Consider the following 24,050-nt stretch of genomic DNA (forward strand, 5'->3'; position numbering starts at 1 on the left):
GGGCAACTCACCCTCACAGCAGCACGGGTCACGATGTGTCAGATTGTTCAACGAACCTTTCGGCAACGGTCATGAGGCCGACCGATGGAACGTCGTTGTTACGCGCCGGTAATGCCTACGCTCAGCAGTATGCGCCGAGCAAAAATCGTCTGTACCCTCGGGCCCGCCACCGACTCGTACGACCAGATCAAGGCCCTGGTCGACGCCGGCATGGACATCGCCCGATTCAACCTGAGCCACGGCTCCCAGATCGAGCACGAGGAGCGCTACCGCCGGGTCCGCAAGGCCGCGGACGAGACCGGCCGCAGCGTCGGCGTGCTCGCCGACCTTCAAGGCCCGAAGATCCGACTCGACACCTTCGCCGAAGGCCCCGTACTTCTCGAACGCGGCGACGAGTTCACCATCACCACCGAGGACGTCACCGGCGGCCGCGACATCTGCGGCACCACCTACAAGGGCCTCGCCGAGGACGTCTCGCGCGGCGAGCGCATCCTCGTCGACGACGGCCGGGTCTGCCTGGAGGTCACCCGGGTCGACGGCCCGCGCGTGCACTGCACCGTGATCGAAGGCGGCCTGGTCTCCGACCACAAGGGCCTCAACCTGCCCGGCGTCGCCGTCTCGGTGCCCGCGCTCAGCGACAAGGACGTCGCCGACCTGCGCTGGGCCCTGCGGACCGGAGCCGACCTGATCGCCCTCTCCTTCGTCCGCAGCGGCCGCGACATCGAAGAGGTCCACCGGGTCATGGCGGAGGAGGGCCGCTTCCTCCCCGTCATCGCCAAGATCGAGAAGCCGCAGGCGGTCGACAACCTGGCGTCCATCGTCGACGCCTTCGACGGCATCATGGTGGCGCGTGGCGACCTGGGCGTGGAGATGCCCCTCGAACAGGTCCCGCTCGTCCAGAAGCGCGCGGTCAAGCTGGCCAAGCGCAACGCCAAGCCGGTCATCGTCGCCACCCAGATGCTCGACTCGATGATCAACGCCTCCCGTCCCACCCGCGCCGAGGCCTCCGACGTCGCCAACGCCGTCCTGGACGGCACCGACGCGGTGATGCTCTCCGGCGAGACCTCGGTCGGCAAGTACCCCACCGAGACCGTCCGGACCATGGCCCGCATCATCGAGGCCTCCGAGGAGGAGGTGCTCGCCGCCGGCCTCCCGCCGCTGACCGTCAGCAACAAGCCGCGTACCCAGGGCGGCGCCGTCGCCCGCGCGGCCGCCGAGATCGGCGACTTCCTCAATGCCAAGTACCTGGTGGCCTTCACCCAGAGCGGCGACACCGCCCGTCGGCTCTCCCGCTACCGCTCGCCGATCCCGGTGCTCGCCTTCACCTACGAGCAGTCCGTCCGCAGCCAACTCGCCCTCACCTGGGGCATCGAGACCTTCCTCGGCCCCTTCGCCCCCACCACGGACGAGATGGTCGAGCAGGTCGACGCGGCCCTGATCGGCCTCGGCCGCTGCCAGAAGGGCGACATCGTCGTCATCACCGCCGGCTCCCCGCCCGGCCTGGCCGGCTCCACCAACCTCGTCCGGGTCCACCACGTCGGGGAACTCGACAACTGATCGCCCGACCGGCCGCGAACGGCGGCGCGGCCCCCGAGATGCCCGGGGGCCGCGCCGCCGTTCAGTGCTTCGGCCCGATGTGCTCGTCCATCAGGGCGACGGAGGCCTTGCGGGCGACGGAGATGTTGACCTGGCCCTGCGGGCGGGGGATCGAGGCCTTCCATTCGACGCCCACCGAGTCCAGGGCGGCGGTGAAGATGCCCCTGATGTCGGCGGAGGTGTTGGTGAAGAAGTAGCGGGGGTACTCGTGCCGCCGCACCACGCCGTTGACGGTACGGGTGGCCCAGTTGGTGATGCGGCAGCCGTCGGAGTGGATCAGGCCGCGGATCAGCCCCCACGGATGCTCGTCGACGATCCGCTGCTGCCAGGGTGCCAGAGCTATAAGGCGTTCGTGCTTCTTCCCGGGGCCGTACTGCGGGAAGAGGCAAGGGAGGTGCATGGAGTAGATCTTCACGTCGTGGCAACCGGTGCGGCGGACCCGGCAGGGGGAGTTGTTCGGGAGAACCTCTCGCATGGTCTGCTCGACCAAGTCCATGACCCCGGGCCACTTGTCGTCGCAGGTGATCGCCAGATTCGGCACCCGGTGCTGTTTGGGCCACATGATGTGGCCGTCTCCCAGGTAGAGGCCCAGGAGGTAGCTGTACGCGGCCGTGTCGAGTTGGTCGCCGTAGCAGTGGGGGCAGGTGGAGCGCCTTGGCCCGGGAAGTTCGCCGCGCTTTTCCAGCTCGCGGTGCTTCCACCAGCTGATGGTGCCCGGCGGGACGCGGAGGTGCCGAGCAACCTCGGCGTTGGACGTGCCGTCGCGGAGAAGTGCAACGGCTTGATCGCGGAGCGAATCGGCTGCCATAGGGCCAGGGTGGGACGCAGCGGTCCGGATGGTGGACCCGTCCAGGAAGCGTCACTCGAAACAGCGAATCACAGCAATATGTGTAACGCCGTTGAATCCAAGGTCAATCTGGGTGCCGAGTGTGGGATTCGAACCCACAAGCCCTTTCGGGCAGATGTGTTTGAGACATCCGTGTATGCCATTCCACCAACCCGGCCGGTCCGCGCCCGAGCAGGATACCCTGTGCGCGCCCGAGGGCGCAGCTAGGTAGGCTCATGCATGCAGTACCCCGCCGGAACGAGGAGCCCCGTGAGCACCGCCGACGAGCAGCCTGAGCCGCTTGAGACCTATTCGTCCCAGATCACCCGGATTGTCATCGCCGAGGACGAGGCGCTGATCCGCCTCGACCTGAAGGAGATGCTCGAAGAAGAGGGCTATGTCGTCGTCGGCGAGGCCGGCGACGGTGCGACGGCGCTGAAGCTGGTCGAGGAGCTCCGGCCCGACCTGGCGATCCTGGACGTCAAGATGCCCGTCCTGGACGGCCTGTCGGCCGCCGAGCAGATCCACGCCGCGCACCTGGCGCCCGTCCTGATGCTGACCGCGTTCTCGCAGCGCGAGCTGGTGGACCGGGCCCGGGACGCCGGCGCGATGGCGTACATCGTGAAGCCGTTCAGCAAGAGCGACCTGGTGCCCGCGATCGAGATGGCGGTCTCCCGCTACACCGAGATGCGGACGCTGGAGGAGGAGATCGCCGACCTCACCCAGCGCCTGGAGACCCGCAAGCTGGTGGACCGCGCCAAGAGCGTGCTGCAGACGAAGTTCGGGCTGACCGAGCCGGCCGCCTTCCGCTGGATCCAGAAGACCTCGATGGACCGCCGGATGACCATGGCCGCCGTCGCGGAGGCCGTGATCGAGGAGGGCGTCGCGCAGGACAAGAAGAAGGCCGAGGAGGCCGCCCCCGAGGCGTGATCCCCGGCGGTGCGCAGCGCGAAGGAGGCCCGGTCCAGGTGGACCGGGCCTCCTTCGCGCGCCGCCGGGGTGCTAGTCCTCGCCGAGGTAGGACTTGCGGACGGATTCGTCGTTCAGCAGGTCGGCGCCCGTGCCGGTGAGCACGATCTGGCCGGTCTGCATCACGTAGCCCTGGTCGGAGAGCGAGAGCGCCGCCTGGGCGTTCTGCTCGACGAGCAGGATGGTGGTGCCGGAGGCCTTGAGTTCGACGATGGTCGCCATGATCTTCTGCATCATGAGCGGGGAGAGGCCCATCGAGGGCTCGTCGAGCATCAGCAGCTTCGGCTGGGACATCAGGGCCCGCCCCATGGCGAGCATCTGCTGCTCGCCGCCGGAGAGGGTCCCGGCGGCCTGCTTGCGGCGCTCGCCCAGGATCGGGAAGAGGCCGTAGGCCCGCTCGACGTCGGCGGTGATGCCCGCCTGGTCCTTGCGGAGGAAGGCGCCGAGGAGGAGGTTCTCCTCGATGGTCATCCGGGGGAAGATGTGCCGGCCCTCGGGGGAGTGGGCCAGGCCCAGCGACACGATCTTGTGCGCGGGGACGGTGTTCAGCGGCTGCCCGTCGAAGCTGATCTTCCCCGCGGTCGGCCGGAGCAGGCCGGACAGGGTGCGCAGGGTGGTGGTCTTGCCGGCGCCGTTGGTGCCGATGAGGGTGGTGACCTCGCCCTGGTTGACGGTGAAGCTGATGCCCTTGACGGCTTCGATCTTGCCGTAGGAGACGCGGAGGTTCTCGACCTCGAGGAGCGCGGTCACTGGTCGGCCTCCGTGCTGGCTGCTGCGCCGGTGCCTTCGAGCGGGGCACCGAGGTAGGCGGTGATGACGCGTTCGTCGTTCTGGACGGTCTCGCGGTCGCCTTCGACGATCTTCTGGCCCTGGACGAGGACGGCGGTGCGGTCGCAGAGGTTGAAGATGAACCGCATGTCGTGCTCGATGACCAGGATGGCGATGCCGCGGTCCCGGATGGCGAAGACGAGTTCCTCGGCTGCGCGGGTCTCCTGGGGGTTCATGCCGGCGGTGGGCTCGTCCAGCAGGAGCAGGCCGGGGTCGCTGGCGAGGGCGCGGGCGATCTCCAGCTTGCGCTGCTCGCCGTAGGGGAGGTTGCGCGCGAGGTGGTCGGCCTTGGCGGCGAGGCCGGTGAACTCCAGGAGTTCCATGGCCCGGTCGTGGCTCTCGGACTCGGCGCGGCGGTAGCCGGGGCCGCGCAGGATGGCCGAGAAGAGGCCTTCCTTGGTGCGGCTGTGGCGGCCGACGAGCACGTTCTCCAGGACGGTCATGTTGGCGAAGAGCCGGATGTTCTGGAAGGTGCGGGCGATGCCGGCCTGGGTGACCCGGTGGGGCTTGGGCGGCAGCAGGTTGCCCTTGTAGCTGACGGTGCCCTCGGTGGGGACGTACAGGCCGGTGAGGCAGTTGAAGAAGGTGGTCTTGCCGGCGCCGTTGGGGCCGATGAGACCGATGATCTCGCCTTCGGAGACGGTGAGGTCGACGTTGTTGACGGCGGTGAGGCCGCCGAAGCGCATGGTGACGCCGCGGACGTCGAGGAGGGTGGTCCCGGTGGGGGCCGGGGCGGTGGTGGTGGTCATCTCGGTGTTCACGCCCCTGCCTTGGTGAGAGGTACGGCGTCCTCGGGTGCGGATTGTGCGGGGATCACCGGCTCGTGGAACTCCAGCTGGTTGCGCCGGTTGGCGATCAGGCCCTCGGGGCGGATGCGCATCAGGATGATGAGCGCGATGCCGAACGCGAGGAGCTGGTAGTTGGAGAGGAATTCGAGCTTCTTCGGGATCAGGAAGAGCAGCGTGGCGCCGACCAGGGGGCCGCTGATGGTGCCCATGCCGCCGAGGATGACCGCGGCGAGCAGGAAGGCCGAGTTGGGGGGCAGGGCCTCGGCGAAGGTGTACTGGTCGGGGGTGACGGTGTAGCTGACGTGGGCCTGGACGGTGCCGGCGAGGCCGGCCAGGCAGGCGCCGAGGGCGAAGGCGAGGAGCTTGAGCCGGAAGCCGTTGATGCCCATGGCCTCGGCGGCGGTCTCGTCCTCGCGGATGGCGACCCAGGCGCGGCCGATCCGGGAGTTGCCGACGCGGGCGAAGACCAGCACGACGACGGCGGTGATGATCAGCATCAGCAGGTAGTAATTGGAGAACCGGCCGAGTTCGATGCCGCCGACCAGGTGCTTCTTGCCGAGGTCGAAGCCGAGGATCTGCAGGTCGGGGATGCGCGGGATGCCGTTGGACCCGTTGGTGACGTTCGGGCCGGTGGTCCCGTTGAGGTTGTTCATGGTGATGCGGAAGATCTCGCCGAACCCGAGGGTGACGATGGCGAGGTAGTCGCCGCGCAGCCGCAGGGTGGGGGCGCCGATCAGGACGCCGAAGACCATGGCCGCTGCCGCGCCGGTGAGCGCCGCCGCCCAGAAGGGGAAGGCGACGTGGATGGGCGAGGCGGGGGAGCCGGAGACCAGGGCGGCGGCGTAGGCGCCGACGCCGAGGAAGGCGACGTAGCCGAGGTCGAGCAGGCCGGCCAGGCCGACGACGATGTTCAGGCCCAGGGCGACGGTGGCGAAGATCAGGATGTTCGCCGCGACGGAGGTGTACTGGTCGCTGGTCTGGGTGAACGGGAAGGCGGCCGCGGCGGAGAAGGCGGCGCCGGTGGCGACCGGGCGGTGCTTGACGGTGAGGGCGCGCAGGCGCTGCAGCAGGCCGGTCTTGGCGAGTGCGGCGACGGTGAAGCCGGCCAGGATGAGGTAGCCGGTGAAGAGTTCGCCGTACTCGGTGTCGATGCCGAAGGTGATGGCGAACAGGCCGACCGCGAAGGCGGCGATGATCAGCAGGACCTCGGCCCAGGAGGGCAGTTCGCGGGCCGGCGGGAGCTTGCGCTCGATCTTGGCGAGCCGCAGGGTCCGGGTGATCAGGTGGTGGACGGCGTAGCCGACGACGCCGGCCAGCAGCCACCAGTAGTTGGGCTTGCCGAGGCTGTCGGCGGTCCTGCGGTCGAGCGGCAGGCCGAGCGCGCCGGTGACGGCGAGCAGCGAGGTGAGGCCGGCCAGCCAGCCGCCGGGTTCGAGGTTGGCGAGGCCGCCGAGGTCGACGGCGATGGCGATGATCGCGAACCAGCTGACGGCGGCGGTGCCGAGGGCGGCCAGCAGGATGCCGTTGTTGCCGCCGGCGGGGCTGGTCCAGCGCAGGCCGGGGATGCCGTAGCGGGCCAGGGTGAGGACGGCGGTGATCAGGCCGCCGGTGAGGGTGAGCCACTGGAGGCCGGCGGGGGAGCCGTAGAACGTGAGGTCGCCGGGGAAGTCGGCGGTCCAGGTCCAGGCGGTGAGGGCGGTGCCGGCGGTGGCGACGGCCGCGAGGGCGGTGAAGACCCGGGCGGCGCGTTCCGGCACGGGGATGACCGGGGTGATCTCTGTGGTCATGGTGGTCACGCCCTGTCCGCGACGCGCTCGCCGAGCAGCCCCTGGGGCCTGACGAGGAGGACGACGATGAGGAGTACGAAGGCCCAGACGTCCTTCCAGGCGCCGCCACCGAAGAGGTGCATGCCGGGGATGTGCTGGATGTAGGCGGTGGCGAGGCCTTCGGCGAGGCCGAGGGCGAGGCCGCCGAGCATGGCGCCGTAGATGTTGCCGATGCCGCCGAGGACGGCCGCGGTGAACGCCTTGAGGCCGAGGATGAAGCCCATCCGGAAGTCGACCTGGCCGGTGCGCAGGCCGTAGGCGACGGCGGCGACGGCGGCGAACGCGGCGCCGATGGCGAAGGCCATCACGATCACGCGGTCGGTGTCGATGCCCATGAGCTTGGCGGTGTCGGGGTCCTGGCTGGTGGCCTGCATCGCGCGCCCGGAGCGGGTGCGGGCGACGAACCAGCCGAGGATGAGCATGCAGATCGGGGCGGCGATGATCAGGAAGATGTCGCTGCGCTGGATCGTGACGGAGGCCAGCTCGAACGGGTCACCGGGGATCTTCGGGAAGACCCGGGCCTTCTTCGCGTCGGGGTAGAAGGAGAAGACGAGCTGCTGGAGGACGATCGAGAGGCCGATCGCGGTGATCAGCGGTGCGAGGCGGGGGGCGCTGCGCAGCGGCCGGTAGGCGAAGCGCTCGGCGCCGACGGCGACCAGGGTGGACACCAGGATGCCGGCGATCAGCATGAGGGGTACGGCGAGCCAGAGGGTGGTGCCGCCGGGCAGGGCGAGGTAGGCGGTCAGGGCGCCGAAGCCGCCGACCATGAAGATCTCGCCGTGGGCGAAGTTGATGAGCTGGACGATGCCGTAGACCATCGTGTAGCCGATCGCGACGAGGCCGTAGAGGGCGCCGAGGATCAGGCCGTTGGCCAGCTGTTGCGGTAGATCGTGCACCGCTGGGCCTCCGTTGTGCGTTGTCCGCGTGGGTGGGGGATGTGGGCGCGCGCGGGGGCACTCGTGGCGCCCCCGCGCGGTCGGTTCGGTGTGTCCGTCAGGCTGGTGCGGGTCAGCCGGCGAAGGTGCCGGACTTCTCCACGGCCCACGCGGCGTCCTTGACGGCGTAGACGGTGAGCTGCTTGTTGGTGGTGTCACCGAACTCGTCGAAGGAGACCTTGCCGGTCACGCCGTCGAAGGAGATCTTCTGGACGGCCTCGACGACCTTCTCGCGGGGCTTCTCGGGCAGCTTGCCGCCGTTGGCCGCGACGACGGCCTTGACGCCCTGGATGATGGCCCAGGCGCTGTCGTAGGAGTAGCCGCCGTAGGTCTCGTACTTGTCCTTGTAGCCGGCCGCGGCGTAGTCGGCGATGAACTTCGCGGCGGTCGGGAGCTGCTCGACGGGCAGGCCGACGGCGGTGGCGAGGTCGCCCTGGCTCTTCGGGTTGAGCTTGATGAAGTCGCCGCTCTGGATGCCGTCGCCGCCCATCAGCGGGATGTTGGCGCCGGCGTCCTTGAGCTGGAGCGAGAGCGGGCCCGCGGCCGGGTACTCGCCGCCGTAGTAGACGGCGTCGGCGCCGGAGGTCTTGACCTTGGTGGCGATGGCGCTGAAGTCGCGGTCGTCCGGGTTGACGTGCTCCTCGCCGACGATGGTGCCGCCGAGCTTGGTGTACTCGCCCTTGAAGGTGGCGGCGAGGCCGGCGCCGTAGGTCTTCTGGTCGTCGATGAGGAAGACCTTGGTCTTCTTCGCGTCCTTGAAGAGGTACTGGGCGGCGAACGGGCCCTGCACGGCGTCGGTGGTGGCCGTGCGGAAGTAGGACTTGAAGGGGCGGGCCTTGGTGCCGGTGGCCCACTTCTCGCCCTGGCTGAGCGCGACGCCGGTGTTGGCGGGGGAGATCTGGACCAGGTTGGCGTCGTTGAAGATCTGCTGCATCGACTGGGCGACGCTGGAGTTCAGCGGGCCGACGACGCCGATCACGGAGTTGTCCGCGACGAGCTGGGTGGCGTTCTGCTGGCCGGGGGCCGGCTTGGCGGTGTCGTCCAGGGCCTTGATCTGGAACTTGACGCCGGGGACCTCGTTCTTCTCGTTGGCCTGCTTGACGGCGAGGTCGACGGAGTTCTTGATCCCGAGGCCGAGGGCGGAGAGGTCGCCGGTGAGCGGGGCGTCCACGCCGATGGTGACGGTGGTGGAGGCGCCGCCGGCGGTGTCGCCGGCCTTCTTCTCGTCGCGGGAGCCGCAGGCGGAGAGGCTGAGCGCTCCGATGACGGCGATGCTCACGACAAGCGCTGAACGATGACGCACGAGGGTCCCCTTCTGTCAGGAAGCACGGCGCCAGAGGTGGCGGGTGCCGGGTCGCGCGCTGGGGCCAGGCCCAATCCAGTGGCGCGGTGACTGGCCGTGACTCTAGATGCCCGTGGGCGCCTCGTGGAGGGGTGTGGGCAGGCTGTGATTCTCTTGTTATGCGCATCCTGGGCCGGTGTCTCAGGATGTGGCGCTTCCCGGCCCTCCGAGCCGGTGCTACCGGGGGGTATCTCGTGTGGTGATCGGATGTAAGGCTCAGAAGTGCAGGTGACTGCTGGTGTGTCCGCTCACCGGACGTCACTGTCCGGCGCGCTGACCCCGGTCACAGGTGTCCGGATATCGGACATGGGGCGGGTGGCGCGCTGGTTCCGGGCGAGGTCGAGGGCGTCGTGCGGGCCGAGGTCCCGGCGGGCGGCCTGGATTGCCCGCGTGTTACGCAGCGTTACATCCAGGAACGGAAGTCCGGCCTCCGCAGCTGCCGCAAGGCGCTCGGTGACCACGTACCGGACATCCTCCTCCACGGGCTGACCGGGTGTCACCCGGATCGGCAGGTCCACGTCGGTGACGGGCCCGTCGGTGACGGGCCCGGCGACGGAGGCGCCGGCGTCCGGGAGCGGCCGGCCGGCGGCGGCCCTCCGGCCCGTCCGGGCGCACCCGGACCGGACCGGCCGGTCCGGCGGCGGGTCGTTCGCGGTCGGCGCCGGCACCGGCCGGCCGTGGCCGGGGGCGGTGCGAGCGCGACCGCGGCGGCCGGATGGCCTGCGGGGCAAGGGGGCTGACGCCGGGTCGGACACCGGCTGCGGCCGGGGGCGGCCGTGGCCCGAAGGGGTGCGAAGGGGCGCCGGAGCCGTCGCGCGGGCTGTCGCGGGGGCCGTCGCGGGGGCGGCCGGGGCGCCTGTCGCGGCGGCCGCCACGGTGCCCGCGCCGCCCCCGGCCGGGCCCGCCCCGCGGGCCGGGGCGCGGCGCGGCCGCCCACCCCGCCCGCGTCCTGTTCCGGACATGCCGCCGCCCCCTTGTCTGGACCAAGGGCCTGCCCGGGTGGGGCAGTTGCCAAACGCCATGGTCGAACAAGAGGGCGACAGGTTGGGCCGGGTGGTGCCAGGCGGTGTCAGAGGTCGCGCAGCATGCAGGTCAGCCGGCAGCTGGTGATCCGGCGGCCGGTGTCGTCGGTGATCGCGATCTCGTAGGTGGCCGCCGTCCGCCCCTTGAAGACCGCCGTCGCCACGCCGGTGACCAGGCCGGTGGTGGCCGAGCGGTGGTGGGTGGCGTTCAGGTCCACGCCGACCGCGTAGCGCCCCGGGCCGGCGTGCAGCATCGCGCCGATCGAGCCCAGGGTCTCGGCCAGCGCCGCCGAGGCGCCGCCGTGCAGCAGCCCGTACGGCTGCTGGTTGCCCTCGACCGGCATGGTGCCCACCACGCGGTCCCCGGAGGCCTCGACGACCTTGATGCCGAGCCGGTCGCCGAGGTGGCCGCCGGAGAAGGTGGAGGGGTCGACGCCGAGCTTGGCGAAGTGGTCCAGGACGTCCTGCGGGACGTCCAGGACGGGGGCCGGGTCGGTGGGGGCGGCGTCGGTCATGGGAGCTCCTGCCGGTCGGGGGTCACGTCATCGTGCTGCTGTGATCGTACGACCGCCCTACCCGGCGGTAGCGGCCGCTCCCGGCGGTGTCGCGGCGCCCCGTCCCCGCCCTCGTCCTCGCGTCCGATGTCGGTGGCGGGCCATAGGATCGGTGACCGGCAGTGGAATCGGCAGGAACGGGACGTTGACGTGGCTACGCAGAGTACGGGTAAGGGCGCGACGGGTGGCGACGGGGCCGGCCCGCGGCCCCGGCTGATGCTGCTCGACGGGCATTCGATGGCCTACCGGGCCTTCTACGCACTGCCCGTGGAGAACTTCAACACCTCCACCGGCCAGCCCACCAACGCGGTGTACGGCTTCGCCTCGATGCTCGCCAACACCGTGCGGGACGAGCAGCCGACCCACCTCGCGGTCGCCTTCGACCTCTCCCGGCAGACCTTCCGCTCGGCGGAGTTCCCCGACTACAAGGCCAACCGGGCCAAGACGCCGGACGAGTTCAAGAGCCAGGTCGGCCTGATCGGCGAACTGCTCGACGCGATGAACGTCCCCCGGATGACGGTCGAGAACTTCGAGGCCGACGACATCATCGCCACCCTCGCCACCGCCGCCGCGGCCGAGGGCTTCGACGTCGACATCGTCACCGGCGACCGGGACTCCCTCCAGCTGGTGAGCGAGCGGGTCACCGTGCTCTACCCCACCAAGGGCGTCTCCGAGCTGACCCGCTACACCCCGGAGAAGGTCGCCGAGAAGTACGGCGTCACCCCCACCCAGTACCCCGACCTCGCGGCCCTGCGCGGCGACCCGTCGGACAACCTGCCCGGCATCCCCGGCGTCGGCGAGAAGACCGCCGCGAAGTGGGTCAACCAGTTCGGTTCCTTCGACGAGCTGATCGCCAACGCCGACCAGGTCAAGGGGAAGATCGGCGAGAAGCTCCGCGAGCACCTCGACTCGGTCAAGCGCAACCGCGTCCTCACCGAGCTGGTCCGTGACGTCGAACTCCCGCTCACCGTCGCCGACCTGCACCGCACCGCCTTCGACCGGGAGGCCGTCGGCCAGCTGATGGAGTCGCTGGAGTTCCGCAACAGCAACTTCCGCGACCGGATCTTCGGCATCGACCCCGGGGCCGCGCAGGAGAGCGCCGAGGCCGAGGTCGCCCCCGGCATCGAGGTCGACGGCGACCTGCTCACCGAGCCCGGCGCCCTGGCCGGCTGGCTCGCCGAGCACGCCGCCGGCGCCACCGACCCCGTCGCGCTGGCCGCCGTCTACACCTGGGGCCAGGGCGAGGGCAGCGTCCAGGAGGTCGCGCTGGCCGCCGGCGAGGCCGCCGCCTGGTTCGACCCGGCCGCCCTCGGCGAGCAGGACGACACCGCCTTCACCGCCTGGCTGGCCGACCCGCTGCGCCCCAAGGCCCTGCACATCGCCAAGCAGGTGATGCGGGCCTTCGCCGAGCAGGGCTGGCAGGTCGCGGGCGTGGTCGCCGACACCGCCCTCGCCGCCTACCTGGAGAAGCCCGGCCGGCGCACCTTCACCCTGGAGGTGCTCGCCGAGGAGTACCTCTCCCGCTCGCTGGCCCCCGCGGCCGCCGCCGAGAGCGGCCAGCTCAGCTTCGACGCGCCGGAGGAGGACAGCACCGCCGGCGCCCGCGCGCTGATGGTCCAGGCCCGGACGGTGCTCGACCTCGCCGCGCTCTTCGAGCCCCGCCTCGCCGCGGCCGGCGCCACCGAGCTGCTCCGCGACATGGAGCTGCCGATCGCCGCTCTGCTCGCCCGGATGGAGCGCACCGGCATCGCCGCCGACCGGGCCTGGCTGACCGGCCTGGAGTCGCAGTTCGCCACCGAGATCCAGCGCGTGGTGGAGGAGGCGCACGCCGCCGCCGGCCACGAGTTCAACCTCGGCTCGCCCAAGCAGCTGCAGGAGATCCTCTTCGGCGAGCTGGCGCTGCCCAAGACCAAGAAGATCAAGACCGGGTACACGACCGACGCCGACGCCCTCGGCTGGCTGGCCACCCAGACCGACAACGAGCTGCCGGTCATCCTGCTGCGCCACCGCGACCAGGCCAAGCTGCGCACCACGGTGGAGGGCCTGCTCAAGACGGTCTCCCCGCAGGGCCGGATCCACACCACCTTCAACCAGATGGTCGCCGCCACCGGCCGGCTCTCCTCGCAGGACCCGAACCTGCAGAACATCCCGGTCCGCACCGAGGAGGGCCGCGCGATCCGCCGGGCCTTCGTCGTCGGCGAGGGCTTCGAGTCGCTGCTCACCGCCGACTACTCCCAGATCGAGCTGCGCATCATGGCGCACCTCTCCGAGGACGAGGCCCTGCTGGAGGCCTTCGCCGGCGGCGAGGACCTGCACACCACGGTCGCCTCGCAGGTCTTCGGCGTCGAGCCGGGCGCGGTGGACGCCGAGATGCGCCGCAAGATCAAGGCGATGTCCTACGGCCTGGCGTACGGCCTCTCCGCGTACGGGCTGTCCCAGCAGCTCGGGATCAAGCCCGGCGAGGCGCAGGGCCTGATGGACACCTACTTCGAGCGGTTCGGCGGGGTCCGGGAGTACCTGCACCGGGTGGTGGAGGAGGCCCGCGCGACCGGTTACACCGAGACCCTGCTGGGGCGCCGCCGGCACCTGCCCGACCTGAACAGCGACAACCGCCAGCGCCGCGAGATGGCCGAGCGGATGGCGCTGAACGCCCCGATCCAGGGTTCGGCCGCCGACATCGTCAAGATCGCGATGCTGAAGGTGGACGACGCGCTGCGGGAGGCCGGGCTGGCCTCCCGGATGCTGCTGCAGGTGCACGACGAAATCGTCCTGGAGCTGGCCCCCGGGGAGCGGGAGCGGGTGGAGGCGATCGTCCGCGAGCAGATGGCCGGCGCGTACCCGCTGCGGGCCCCGCTGGACGTCTCGGTGGGCGTCGGCCCGAACTGGGAGAGCGCCGCGCACTGACCGGCCGCCCCGGCCGTCGAGCCCGGGTGAACCGCGCACCTGTGCGCCACCGCCCCGTCCCCGGATCGCCGGGGGCGGGGCGGTGTGCTGTCCGAAGACGCTTCTGAAATCTCTTGCAGCAACTTTCTGAAAAACATTTCACCAAACCGTTGACGCCGGTGCGCCCAAACGTGAAGGGTCGTCCCGGGCACTCCACCCCGGCACCGCACCCGACACCGACAGGGCGCCGCACCCGACACCGACATCGGGCACCGCACCCGCCGGGCCGGGGCCGGCCGGGACCGGAGGGGCCCCACCCACCACCCGTACCGAAAGGCGCCACCCATGCCCGGACTCGCACCGCCGGTCGCCGACGAGCGCACAGCGCTGCTCGCCTTCCTCACCCAGCAGCGCCAGTTGCTGCGCGTCACCGCGCACGGCCTCACCGAGGAGCAGGGGTGGGCCACCCCGTCCGCCAGCGAGCTGAGCATCGCCGGTCTGATCAAGCACGCCGCGCGCTGCGAGCGCGGCTGGACGAAGCTCGTCCTGGGGCTCTCCACCGCCCCGCAGCGCACGGCCGAGGAGTCGGACGCCCCCGAGTTCCTGCCCGCGCCCGGCGAGACCCTGGCGGGCCTGCTGGCCGACTACGAGCTGGCGACCGCGGAGACCGACGCGGCCGTCGCAGGCATCGCCGACCTGGGCCGGGGCGTCCCCGTCCCGCGGGGCGTGCCGTGGTTCCCCGCCGAGGTGGAGGAGTGGTCGGTGCGATGGGTGCTGCTGCACCTGATCGAGGAGACCGCGCGGCACGGCGGCCACGCCGACATCATCCGCGAGACCCTGGACGGCGCCACGCTGTACCCGCTGATCGCGGCGGCCGAGCGGTGGCCCGACCCCTGGTTCGACCCGTGGGAGCCCGCCACCCCCGCCGGCTGAGGCCGGCGGACCGTCAGGGGCCGTGCCTCCCCGCCGGGTGAACGGGGGTCGTCCCGCGGGGGGCGGCCCACCACCGCGGACGGTTCGGCTCCCGGGCGGTGATCACCCGGCGCGGGGCAGGCAGTAGGCTCCGGCCGGTCCCGCGTGCGCACCGGGTGCGGCGGGTGGTCATGGTCGGAGGCGGGACGGTATGTCCGGGCTGGGCGAGGACGGGCGCAACGAGGACCGGTCGGACGGGGCCGGGCCGGCCGGCCCCGGGCGGGTGAGGGCGGGGCTGCGCGGACGGCGGGCCCGGTGGGTGGCGGCGGGCGCCGTGGCGGTGGCGCTCCTGCTGACCGGCGGAGCCGCCTGGGCGCTGGCCGGCCAGGAATCGCCGGCCGCGCCCGCGGCCGCCCGGCCGTCCGCCTCGACGGCCCCGCCGCAGGCGACGCCGTCCGGCCCACCGTCCGGTACTGCGCCGGGAGCGCCGTCCGCAACCCCGTCGGGAGCGCCGTCCGCGAGCCCGTCGGCGACGCCCGCGGTGACACCCCCGGCCGGGCCGCCGTCCGGGCCGGGCCCGGCCGCGGCCCCGGCCGCCACGCGTCCGGCGGCCGCCCCGGCCGTCACCAGGAGCCCGTCCCCGAAGGGCGGCGCGACGACCCGTCGGCCGGACCCGACCACCGTCTCCCCGCAGCCCTGCGGGACCACCTGCGGCACCGGCCACGCGGTCGAGAACCCCGACTGCGTCCGCAGCCCGGCGACCGGCCAGATCCTGACCTGCGACAAGGTGCAGACCGGCACCCCGCTGCCCAGGCCGTCGGCATCGGCGGCCACCCCCGGCAACCTGCCGGGCTGACGCCGGGGGTGACGGCCCGTCGGCCCGGTCGCCGCCGGCCGGGCGTCAGGTGCGCGGGTTGAGCCGCCTGGTGGGCTCGGCGGCGGTCGGGTCCTCCGGCCACGGGTGGCGCGGGTAGCGGCCGCGCAGCTCGGCGCGCACGGCGCGGTACCCCTCCCGCCAGAAGGAGGCGAGGTCGCCGGTGACGGCGGCGGGCCGGCCGGCCGGCGAGAGCAGGTGGACGGTGAGCGGGGCCCGCCCGCCGGCCAGCGCCGGGGCGGCGGCCCAGCCGAACAACTCCTGCAGTTTGACGGCCAGGACGGGCCGGTCCCCGGTGTAGTCGACCCGGATCCGGGAGCCGGAGGGCACCGTGATCCGCTCCGGGGCCAGCTCGTCGAGCCGCCCGGCCTCGCCGGTCGCCCAGGGCAGCAGGCGCTGCAGGGCGGCGGCGGTGTCGATCCGCTCCAGGGCGGAGCGCCGGCGGGCCCGGGAGAGTTCGGGTTCCAGCCAGTCCCCGGCCGCGGCCAGCAGCGCCTGGTCGCCGACGTCGGGCCAGGGCGCGCCCAGGGTGCGGTGCAGGAACCCGAGCCGCTCGCGCAGTGCCACCGCCGCCGGCGGCCAGCTCAGCAGCTCGCCGACGCCCTCGCGGGCGAGCCCGTCCAGCAGGGCGGCCCGGACCAGCGCCGGGTCGGGGGCGGACAGCGGCGCGGAGGCGAGTTCCAGCGCGCCGAGCGACTCGACCCGGCGGGCCGTCAGTTCGCCGCGCCGGCCGCCGGGCGGTATCGCCCAGCGGACTTCGGCCCGGCCGGCCAGCAGCGGCGCGCCGGCCAGCCGGGCGGTCTCCTCGTCCAGCGCGGCGGCGTGCAGGATCCGGGCCGAGGGGGCGCCGGCGGGCCGGTCGGCGACCGCGACGGCGAGCCAGGGCAGGCCGGTCAGGGCGGTGCCGGGGGCGGTCTCGGCGGCGGTGCCCGAGGCCATCAGGTACGGGCTGCGGGCGCCGGGCTCGGGCTTCTCCACCCGGGCGCGGGCGATCCGTTCGGGGAAGGCCAGCGCGACCACCAGCCCGGCCGCGGAGGCGTCCGGCAGCGCCGTGGCGGGCGTCTCGTCCAGGCTCCGGCGCAGTCGGCGGGACTCCTCGCGCCACCGGCCGGCGTAGGGGTCGTGGCCGCCGCGGACGCTGCGCCAGACGGCGCCGAGGTCGTCCCCGAGCGCGCGCGGCGGCTCCTCGGAGAGCAGGGCGACGAGTTCGGCGGCCCGCCGGGAGCCGACCAGCCGGGCGCCGTCGAGCAGCGCCCGGGCCAGGCGCGGGTGCAGGCCGGTGCGGGCGATCCGGGTGCCGCGGGGGGTGGCCCGGCCCTGCTCGTCGACGGCGCCGAGGGCCTGCAGGGTCTGCCGGGCGGCGGCCATCGCCCCGGCGGGGGGCCGGTCGGGCAGGGCGAGGCCGTGCGCGTCCGGGTCGCCCCAGCAGGCGGCCTGGAGGGCGAAGGAGGTGAGGTCGGCGAGGGCGATCTCGGGGGTGGGGAACGGCGCGGCGAGGGCGTCCTCGGCCTGTTGCCAGCAGCGGTGGACGACTCCGGGCGCCTCGCGGCCGGCCCGGCCGGCCCGCTGGCGGGCGGCGGCCAGCGAGGCCCGGACGGTCACCAGTGCGGAGAGTCCGCGGGCGTGGTCGGTGCGTGGTTCGCGGGCGAGCCCGGAGTCGACCACGATCCGCACCCCGGGCACGGTCAGCGAGGACTCGGCGACCGAGGTGGCCAGGATGACCCGGCGGCCGGCGCCGGCGGTGAGGGCGGCGTCCTGGACGGCCTGCGGCGCGCGGCCGTGCAGTTGGAGCACCTCGGCGGGGACGCCGGCGAGCAGCCCGGCGACCCGGGCGATCTCCCCCACGCCGGGCAGGAAGCAGAGCAGGTCCCCGTCCCGCTCCCCGAGGGCGCGGCGGACGGTGGCGGCCACGTGTTCGAGCAGCAGGGGGTCCGTTCGGGTGCCCTGCGGGGGGCGCACGGCGCGTGGCGGGGGCGCCTGGAGGATCTCGACGGCGTGCGAGGTGCCGTGCGCCTCGACCACCGGCGCGGCGCCGCGCTCGTCGCCGAGCAGCCGCGCCCAGGCGTCGGTGTCGGAGGTGGCGGAGGCGCAGAGCACCCGCAGCTCCGGCCGCAGGGTGGCCCGGACGTCCAGCAGGAAGGCCAGCGCGGTGTCCGCGTCCAGGTGCCGTTCGTGGCACTCGTCCAGGACCACGGTGTCCACGCCGGCCAGTTCGGGGTCGCGCTGGAGCCGCTGCAGCAGCACGCCGGTGGTGACCACCTCGACCACGGTGTCCGGCCCGGCCCGCCGCTCGCCGCGGATGGTGTACCCGACGCGGCCGCCGGGCTGCTCGCCGAGCAGCCAGGCCATCCGGCGGGCGGCCGCCCGGACGGCCAGCCGGCGCGGCTCGGCCACCAGCACCCGGTGGCCCGGCCCGGGCAGTTCGGGCACCAGCCCGGCCAGCGCGAGCGGTACCAGGGTGGTCTTGCCGGTGCCGGGCGGGGCCGCGAGCACGGCGGCGCCGCCGTGCTCGGCCAGCGCCCGCTGCAGGGCGGGGACGGCCGCGCGGACCGGCAGGTCGAGCCAGGCGGGGTTCAGCGGCGCCGGGGAGCCGGCGCCCGGGGGCCGCGGGCCGGTGGTGGCGGGGGCCGAGGCGTCGTCCGTCACGGCCGGGTCAGTCCCGCTGCGAGACGAAGATCGCGGTGCCGGGGAAGAGCCGGCCGCGCAGCGGGCTCCAGCCGCCCCACTCCTGCTCGTGGCCCTCGGGCCACTCGGGCTCGACCAGGTCGAGCAGCCGGAACCCGGCTCCGGTCAGCTCCCGCACCCGGTCGCCGAGGGTGCGGTGGTGCTCGACGTAGGTGGCGCGGCCCTGCTCGTCCTGCTCGACGTACGGGGTGCGGTCGAAGTACGAGGCGGTGGCGGTCAGCCCTTCGACGCCGGGCTCGTCGGGGAAGGCCCAGCGGATCGGGTGGGTGACCGAGAAGACCCAGCGCCCGCCGGGCCGCAGCACCCGGTGGACCTCGCGCATCAGCCCCTCGGTGTCGGCGCTGAAGGGCACCGCGCCGTAGGCCGAGCAGGCCAGGTCGAAGGAGCCGTCCGCGAACGGCAGCACGGCCGCGTCGGCCTGCACGACGGGGACGACCGGGCCGCCGCGCCCGAGGTCGATCCGCCGGGAGTGCTGGAGCTGGCGGTAGGAGATGTCCAGCGCGACCGGCCGGGCGCCGCGGGCGGCGAGCCAGCGCGAGCACTGCGCGGCGCCCGCACCGATTTCCAGGATGTCGGCGCCCTTCCAGGAGGCGGGGTCGCCGAGCAGCCGCGCCTCGCCCTCGTCGAGGCCCTCGGGGCACCAGGTGAACCGGTCGTCGCCGAGGAACTCGCCGTGCTCGTCCTGGTATTCGTCCGCGTTGCGGTCCCACCAGTGCCGGCTGGCCCGGCTGCTCTCGCCGGCCTCGGCGGACCGCCGGAGGGCGTCGTCGTCGTCCTCGTCCGGCAGCGTTCCGGGCGCCGGTTCGAGCAGAGGATCAGGGGTGGTGGCCAAGGTGGTAGTGCCCGTCGCGTAGGGTGTCGTCTGCGGAAAGCGCCGCTGCTCCAGAACTGTTCCGTACAGGTCAGGTCGGGAGTGGTGGCATCCGGGGAGCGGGCCCCTGCGGCTGCCACCCTGCACACCGGCTCAGGCCGGGGTGTTCGGGGCTTGGTTGCGAGGATATGGCCTGATCCACACCGGCCTCCACCGTCTCGCCTTCGTTGGCGTTGACCGTGCCTGGCTGTCCCCGTATGCTACAAGTTGCGCTGCGGGCCTGCGCGCCTCGGACGGAGCAGGTCGCGCTCGCATCTGTCGAAGACCCCACGGTCGCAAGACGGACACCGGTTCTCGGATTTTCGGGAAACACCGGTGCGCCGTGCCTTTGGCTGTCCGGCTTTCGGTGGGAGCGATACGGGCCCTCCGCGTGGCATTACCTACGACTTCATGTCCGTACCGGAGCCCTTTTCCTAATGACGAGCCCCACCGACTCCTCCCTCAGCACCACCCCGCAGGTTGCGGTCAACGACATCGGCGACGCAGAGGCCTTCCTCGCGGCGATCGACGAGACCATCAAGTACTTCAACGATGGCGACATCGTCGAGGGCATCATCGTGAAGGTCGACCGTGACGAGGTCCTCCTCGACATCGGTTACAAGACCGAGGGCGTCATCCCGTCCCGCGAGCTCTCGATCAAGCACGACGTTGACCCGCACGAGGTCGTCAAGGTCGGCGACGAGATCGAGGCCCTGGTTCTCCAGAAGGAGGACAAGGAGGGTCGTCTGATCCTGTCCAAGAAGCGCGCGCAGTACGAGCGCGCCTGGGGCACGATCGAGAAGATCAAGGAAGAGGACGGCATCGTCACCGGTACCGTCATCGAGGTCGTCAAGGGTGGTCTCATCCTCGACATCGGCCTCCGTGGCTTCCTGCCGGCCTCGCTCGTCGAGATGCGCCGCGTCCGCGACCTCCAGCCCTACGTGGGCAAGGAGCTCGAGGCCAAGATCATCGAGCTGGACAAGAACCGCAACAACGTGGTCCTGTCCCGCCGTGCCTGGCTGGAGCAGACCCAGAGCGAGGTCCGCCAGACCTTCCTCACCACCCTGCAGAAGGGCCAGGTGCGCTCCGGCGTCGTCTCCTCGATCGTCAACTTCGGTGCCTTCGTGGACCTGGGTGGCGTCGACGGTCTCGTCCACGTCTCCGAGCTGTCCTGGAAGCACATCGACCACCCGTCCGAGGTTGTCGAGGTCGGCCAGGAGGTCACCGTCGAGGTTCTCGACGTTGACATGGACCGCGAGCGCGTCTCCCTGTCGCTGAAGGCGACCCAGGAGGACCCGTGGCAGCAGTTCGCCCGTACGCACCAGATCGGCCAGGTCGTCCCGGGTAAGGTCACCAAGCTGGTTCCGTTCGGTGCGTTCGTCCGCGTGGACGAGGGCATCGAGGGTCTGGTCCACATCTCCGAGCTGGCCGAGCGCCACGTGGAGATCCCGGAGCAGGTCGTCCAGGTCGGCGACGAGATCTTCGTCAAGGTCATCGACATCGACCTCGAGCGTCGTCGCATCAGCCTCTCGCTGAAGCAGGCCAACGAGTCGCTCGGTGCCGACCCGGCCTCGGTCGAGTTCGACCCGACCCTGTACGGCATGGCTGCCTCGTACGACGACCAGGGCAACTACATCTACCCGGAGGGCTTCGACCCCGAGGCGAACGACTGGCTGCCCGGCTTCGAGAAGCAGCGTGAGGAGTGGGAGCGCCAGTACGCCGAGGCGCAGACCCGCTTCGAGCAGCACCAGGCCCAGGTCATCAAGAGCCGTGAGGCCGACGCCGAGGCCGCTGCCGAGGGTGGCGACGCTGTTGCCGCCGCCGCCGGTGGCTCGTACTCCTCCAGCAGCGACGAGGGCTCCGGCGCTCTCGCTTCGGACGAGGCGCTCGCCGCACTGCGTGAGAAGCTGGCGGGCGGCCAGAGCTGAGCTCTCGCCCCCACTGGACCCGGCTCGGCCCCGCGCTGAGCTGAGCACCGGCTGACATGAACCCCCGCCCGGGGAACCGGGCGGGGGTTCATGCGTTTCCGCGTCGCATCAGCCTGCCCGCCTGCCCGCCTGCCCGCCTGCCGCCGGCACCCGGGGAGCCCGTTCACTTATGGGTTCATTATGTGAGGGATTTTTGTGATAAGGGGCTCATCACACCCCTATGGGCCTTTCATGCCTTAGCGCCTACCTTGGGTTGAGTTGCCCGATCGGGCCGTCATCCGGCCCCTGAAGCAAGGCACCCCCCGCATATGCGCCGTAGCTCCGCAGTGATCACCGACGTTCCTGCGTCCGACGTTCCGGCGTCCGGCGATCCCGAGGTGGGCGGCCGGCTCGCCGCCCTCGGGCGGTTCTGCTTCCGGCACCGGCGCTGGGTGCTGGGCCTCTGGGCGGTGGTCCTGGTGGTCGGCGTGCTGATCGGCGGGCGGGTGTTCGAGGGTACCGTCGCCGGTGCCCCGGGCAGCTCCGAGGCCGACCGGGGGTCGGCCGTGGTCACCGCGGCCGACCCGGCCAAGGGTTCGGTCACCGCCGTCGTCGACGGTCTGCCCGTGGAGGACCAGGCCGTCCGGACGGCCGTCACCCGGGCCACCGCCGAGATCACCGCCCTGCCCGGCGTCGCCTCCGTCACCGACGGCTACGGCTCCACCGCCGGATCCGGCGCCGCCCAGCGCTCCGCCGACGGCAACGCGAGCCTGGTCACCGTCCGGATGACCGACGGCAGCAGCAACGCCCAGCTCTCCGCCGTCACCCAGCGGCTCTCCGGCATCTCCGCCGACGGCGCCAAGGTCACCGTCGGCGGCGACCTGGTGCTCCAGCAGGAGGTCAAGAGCCAGACCGAACGGGACACCCGGTTCGGCGAGATCGTCACCCTGCCGCTGACCCTGGTGGTGATGGTGCTGGTGTTCGGGGGTCTGGCCGCGGCCAGCCTGCCGGTGATCGGCGCGGTCGCCTCGGTCGGCGGCGCCCTGCTGGCCATGTTCGGCTTCAGCAAGATCATGGACATCGACACCAGCGTGCTGCCGATCGCCACCGTGCTCGGCCTCGGGCTCTCCATCGACTACGCGCTGCTGATGGTGAACCGCTTCCGGGAGGAACGCGGCCACGGCGCGGGCATCGCCGCCGCCGTGGAGCGCACCGCCGCGACCGCCGGCCGCACCGTCGCCTTCTCCGGGCTCACCGTGGCCGTCGCGCTCTCCGGCCTCTTCGTCTTCACCAGTCCGGTGCTGGCCGCGGTGGCCGCCGCGGGGGTGAGCGTGGTGGTGATCGCCGTCGCGGCCGCCCTCACCCTGGTGCCGGCCCTGCTCGGTTTCGCCGGGCGGCGGATCAGGACGCCGACGGCCCCCGTCCCCGACGAGGGCTTCTTCAGCCGCACCGTACGCCGCGTCCGTAAGAAGGCGGTGCCCGTCGCGCTGGCCTGCACCGCCCTGCTGGTCGCCGCCGGGGCGCCGTTCGCCGGCGCCGAGATGCGCAACTCCGGCGCCGCGGTGCTGCCCGCCTCCTCGGCCGGCCGGCAGGTCGCCGAGAGTGTGGACCAGCGTTTCCCACAGGTCGCGCCAGCGCCCGTCACCGTGGTGGTCCGCGGCGGCGCGGCGGTGGCACAGGCCTACGCCGACGACGTGGTGGCCAAGCTGCCCGGCGTCGCCGGCGTCCGCGCGGTCACCCCGGTGGGCGAGCAGCTCAGCACCGTCGACGTCCTGGTGCACGGCGATCCGCAGGGCGCCGCCGCCAAGGACGTGGTCAAGGAGCTGCGCGCCGAGCGCGGCGGCCTCACCACCTACGTCACCGGCGGCGCCGCCTCGGTGGTCGACTTCCAGCACGAACTGCTGACCCGCGGCCCGTGGGCGCTCGGCCTGGTCGCGATCGGCACGCTGCTCCTGCTGTTCCTGATGACCGGCTCGGTGGTGATGCCGGCCAAGGCCCTGCTGATGAACCTGCTGTCGCTGGGCGCCTCGCTCGGCGCGCTGACCCTGGTCTTCCAGGACGGCTGGTTCAGCGGATTCCTCGGCTTCAGCCCGGTCGGCGGCCTGGAGACCTTCATACCCGTCCTGGTGTTCGCCTTCGCCTTCGGGCTCTCGATGGACTACGAGGTCTTCCTGCTCGCCCGGATCAAGGAACTCCGGGACCGCGGGTACAGCTGCACCCGCTCGGTCGAGCTCGGGCTGCAACGCAGCGGGAAGATCATCACCTCGGCGGCCCTGCTGATGGTGATCGTCTTCGCGGGCTTCGCCGCCGGCGACATGCTGATGGTCAAGCAGATGGGCATCGCCCTGGCGGTGGCGGTGGCGGTGGACGCCACCCTGGTCCGCTGCCTGCTGGTGCCCGCGGCGATGACCCTGTTCGGCGAGTTCAACTGGTGGGCGCCGGCCCCGCTGCGCCGCCTGCACCGCAGGTTCGGCCTCAGCGAGCACACCGAACTGCCGCCGATCGCGGCCGCCGCCGTCCTCCCGGCGCAGCGCGGCCCGGGGCACGAGGAGCTGGCCGAAGCCTCGGCCGAGGCCGCCGTGCGCCCCGGGACGGACGGGCCGGTGGCCGCGGACGGTCTCGTCGGAGCGCTGACCGAACGCTGACCCGGAGTACCGGCGAGGAGCGGTGACCGGGTGCCGACCGGGCGCCGAGGGCCGCCGCCGGGCGGGTGAACCCGGGTCTGCTCCCTCGCCTGCCCGCCTGCCTGCCCGCGCGCCTGCCCGCCCGCCTGTGTTCGGGCCGGTTCAGCTCAGGCGGCGGAGCAGCTCGACGCTCTGCCGCAGGACGGACTGCTCCTCGGGGGTGAGCCGCTCGGTGATCGCCGCCGCGATCTCGCCCTCGCGGCGGGCGCGCTGGGCGTGCAGGGCGGCGGTGCCGGCCTCGGTGGCGGCGACCAGCAGCTTGCGGCCGTCGGTGGCGTGCCGCTCCTGGCGGACCAGGCCGGCCTCGGTGAGCAGGGCCACCGTACGGGCCATCGACTGGTGGCGTACGCGCTGGCGCTCGGCCAGCTCGCTGGTGGTGCGGGGTCCCTCGCGGACCAGCAGGCCGAGGACGCCGGCCTGGTTCTGCGGCAGTTCGTCGCCCACCCGCAGGGCGCGGACCAGGTTGCCGAGGGCGGCCCGCAGGTCGGCGGCGAGTTCCAGCGGGTCCACGGGAGTCCGGGGTGTGCTCATGGGCCCCAGCCTACCGGGTGGATCTACAGCAAAACTGT

Annotated in this window: 18 protein-coding genes and 1 tRNA gene; 7 read left to right on the forward strand and 12 right to left on the reverse strand. The window is 72.5% G+C overall.

What is annotated here, in order from left to right:
• Positions 1-129: 129 nt before the first annotated feature.
• Entirely contained in the window at positions 130-1,557 is a 1,428-nt protein-coding gene (gene pyk / locus IE329_RS03170; RefSeq protein WP_190209212.1) for a pyruvate kinase, read from the forward strand.
• Positions 1,558-1,618: 61 nt separating this feature from the next.
• On the opposite strand, the gene IE329_RS03175 is transcribed toward pyk, so the two are convergent.
• On the reverse strand, positions 1,619-2,404 hold the full coding sequence (locus tag IE329_RS03175; RefSeq protein WP_190209213.1) for a helix-turn-helix domain-containing protein: 786 nt from the start codon (positions 2,402-2,404) through the stop codon (positions 1,619-1,621).
• A gap of 113 nt (positions 2,405-2,517) precedes the next feature.
• A tRNA-Leu gene (locus IE329_RS03180) sits at positions 2,518-2,600 on the reverse strand.
• Positions 2,601-2,662: 62 nt separating this feature from the next.
• Between IE329_RS03180 and IE329_RS03185 the strand changes: the two genes are divergently transcribed.
• Positions 2,663-3,352: an ANTAR domain-containing response regulator gene (locus tag IE329_RS03185; RefSeq protein ID WP_370882183.1), complete on the forward strand. Its 690-nt coding sequence runs from the start codon at positions 2,663-2,665 to the stop codon at positions 3,350-3,352.
• 72 nt (positions 3,353-3,424) lie between these two features.
• On the opposite strand, the gene IE329_RS03190 is transcribed toward IE329_RS03185, so the two are convergent.
• From IE329_RS03190 to IE329_RS03220, 7 genes are all read right to left on the reverse strand, one after another.
• A complete protein-coding gene (locus IE329_RS03190) occupies positions 3,425-4,141 on the reverse strand; it encodes an ABC transporter ATP-binding protein (protein WP_073921959.1) in 717 nt (238 codons plus the stop codon).
• Positions 4,138-4,968 carry an ABC transporter ATP-binding protein gene (locus tag IE329_RS03195; RefSeq protein ID WP_073922254.1) on the reverse strand — a complete coding sequence of 277 codons (831 nt, stop codon included), beginning with the start codon at positions 4,966-4,968 and terminating at the stop codon, positions 4,138-4,140. Before IE329_RS03195 ends, IE329_RS03190 begins: the two co-directional genes overlap by 4 nt.
• An 8-nt stretch (positions 4,969-4,976) precedes the next feature.
• Positions 4,977-6,794 carry an ABC transporter permease subunit gene (locus IE329_RS03200; protein WP_190209214.1) on the reverse strand — a complete coding sequence of 606 codons (1,818 nt, stop codon included), beginning with the start codon at positions 6,792-6,794 and terminating at the stop codon, positions 4,977-4,979.
• 5 nt (positions 6,795-6,799) lie between these two features.
• Positions 6,800-7,729 carry a branched-chain amino acid ABC transporter permease gene (locus IE329_RS03205; protein ID WP_190209215.1) on the reverse strand — a complete coding sequence of 310 codons (930 nt, stop codon included), beginning with the start codon at positions 7,727-7,729 and terminating at the stop codon, positions 6,800-6,802.
• 112 nt (positions 7,730-7,841) lie between these two features.
• Positions 7,842-9,071, reverse strand: coding sequence for a branched-chain amino acid ABC transporter substrate-binding protein (locus IE329_RS03210; protein WP_190209216.1), 1,230 nt, complete (start codon positions 9,069-9,071; stop codon positions 7,842-7,844).
• Between the two features lie 287 nt (positions 9,072-9,358).
• Complete coding sequence (locus IE329_RS03215; protein ID WP_190209217.1) at positions 9,359-9,628, reverse strand: hypothetical protein; 270 nt, start codon at positions 9,626-9,628, stop codon at positions 9,359-9,361.
• Between the two features lie 551 nt (positions 9,629-10,179).
• Positions 10,180-10,647, reverse strand: coding sequence for a PaaI family thioesterase (locus IE329_RS03220; RefSeq protein WP_073921967.1), 468 nt, complete (start codon positions 10,645-10,647; stop codon positions 10,180-10,182).
• Positions 10,648-10,902: 255 nt separating this feature from the next.
• Between IE329_RS03220 and polA the strand changes: the two genes are divergently transcribed.
• From polA to IE329_RS03235, 3 genes are all read left to right on the forward strand, one after another.
• Positions 10,903-13,590 carry a DNA polymerase I gene (gene polA, locus IE329_RS03225; RefSeq protein WP_229927143.1) on the forward strand — a complete coding sequence of 896 codons (2,688 nt, stop codon included), beginning with the start codon at positions 10,903-10,905 and terminating at the stop codon, positions 13,588-13,590.
• A 324-nt stretch (positions 13,591-13,914) separates the two neighbouring features.
• Complete coding sequence (locus IE329_RS03230; RefSeq protein WP_190209219.1) at positions 13,915-14,502, forward strand: DinB family protein; 588 nt, start codon at positions 13,915-13,917, stop codon at positions 14,500-14,502.
• Positions 14,503-14,692: 190 nt separating this feature from the next.
• Positions 14,693-15,337 (forward strand): hypothetical protein, encoded by a 645-nt coding sequence (locus IE329_RS03235; RefSeq protein ID WP_190209220.1) that lies wholly within the window; start codon positions 14,693-14,695, stop codon positions 15,335-15,337.
• 45 nt (positions 15,338-15,382) lie between these two features.
• On the opposite strand, the gene hrpB is transcribed toward IE329_RS03235, so the two are convergent.
• Entirely contained in the window at positions 15,383-17,932 is a 2,550-nt protein-coding gene (hrpB, locus tag IE329_RS03240) for an ATP-dependent helicase HrpB (protein ID WP_190209354.1), read from the reverse strand.
• A gap of 76 nt (positions 17,933-18,008) precedes the next feature.
• Positions 18,009-18,926, reverse strand: coding sequence for a class I SAM-dependent methyltransferase (locus IE329_RS03245; protein ID WP_373311058.1), 918 nt, complete (start codon positions 18,924-18,926; stop codon positions 18,009-18,011).
• A gap of 401 nt (positions 18,927-19,327) precedes the next feature.
• On the opposite strand from IE329_RS03245, the gene rpsA reads away from it, so the two are divergent.
• Both rpsA and IE329_RS03255 read left to right on the forward strand, forming a co-directional pair.
• Positions 19,328-20,818 carry a 30S ribosomal protein S1 gene (rpsA, locus tag IE329_RS03250; protein WP_073921975.1) on the forward strand — a complete coding sequence of 497 codons (1,491 nt, stop codon included), beginning with the start codon at positions 19,328-19,330 and terminating at the stop codon, positions 20,816-20,818.
• A 308-nt stretch (positions 20,819-21,126) separates the two neighbouring features.
• Entirely contained in the window at positions 21,127-23,442 is a 2,316-nt protein-coding gene (locus tag IE329_RS03255; RefSeq protein ID WP_190209222.1) for an MMPL family transporter, read from the forward strand.
• 141 nt (positions 23,443-23,583) lie between these two features.
• Here IE329_RS03255 and IE329_RS03260 read toward each other — a convergent pair whose 3' ends face one another.
• Positions 23,584-24,012, reverse strand: a complete 429-nt coding sequence (locus tag IE329_RS03260) for a MarR family winged helix-turn-helix transcriptional regulator (protein WP_190209223.1) — start codon at positions 24,010-24,012, stop codon at positions 23,584-23,586.
• Positions 24,013-24,050 lie beyond the last annotated feature (38 nt).

The sequence above is a fragment of the Kitasatospora indigofera genome (assembly GCF_014655955.1).
GTDB lineage: Bacteria > Actinomycetota > Actinomycetes > Streptomycetales > Streptomycetaceae > Kitasatospora > Kitasatospora indigofera.

Bases quoted from the DNA above. Each gene is read 5' to 3' on its own strand.
- pyk (WP_190209212.1), top strand. From the start codon at position 130: ATGCGCCGAGCAAAAATCGTCTGTACCCTCGGGCCCGCCACCGACTCG.
- IE329_RS03175 (WP_190209213.1), bottom strand. From the start codon at position 2,404: ATGGCAGCCGATTCGCTCCGCGATCAAGCCGTTGCACTTCTCCGCGAC.
- IE329_RS03185 (WP_370882183.1), top strand. From the start codon at position 2,663: ATGCAGTACCCCGCCGGAACGAGGAGCCCCGTGAGCACCGCCGACGAG.
- IE329_RS03195 (WP_073922254.1), bottom strand. From the start codon at position 4,968: ATGACCACCACCACCGCCCCGGCCCCCACCGGGACCACCCTCCTCGAC.
- IE329_RS03200 (WP_190209214.1), bottom strand. From the start codon at position 6,794: ATGACCACAGAGATCACCCCGGTCATCCCCGTGCCGGAACGCGCCGCC.
- IE329_RS03220 (WP_073921967.1), bottom strand. From the start codon at position 10,647: ATGACCGACGCCGCCCCCACCGACCCGGCCCCCGTCCTGGACGTCCCG.
- polA (WP_229927143.1), top strand. From the start codon at position 10,903: ATGCTGCTCGACGGGCATTCGATGGCCTACCGGGCCTTCTACGCACTG.
- IE329_RS03230 (WP_190209219.1), top strand. From the start codon at position 13,915: ATGCCCGGACTCGCACCGCCGGTCGCCGACGAGCGCACAGCGCTGCTC.
- IE329_RS03235 (WP_190209220.1), top strand. From the start codon at position 14,693: ATGTCCGGGCTGGGCGAGGACGGGCGCAACGAGGACCGGTCGGACGGG.
- rpsA (WP_073921975.1), top strand. From the start codon at position 19,328: ATGACGAGCCCCACCGACTCCTCCCTCAGCACCACCCCGCAGGTTGCG.
- IE329_RS03255 (WP_190209222.1), top strand. From the start codon at position 21,127: ATGCGCCGTAGCTCCGCAGTGATCACCGACGTTCCTGCGTCCGACGTT.
- IE329_RS03260 (WP_190209223.1), bottom strand. From the start codon at position 24,012: ATGAGCACACCCCGGACTCCCGTGGACCCGCTGGAACTCGCCGCCGAC.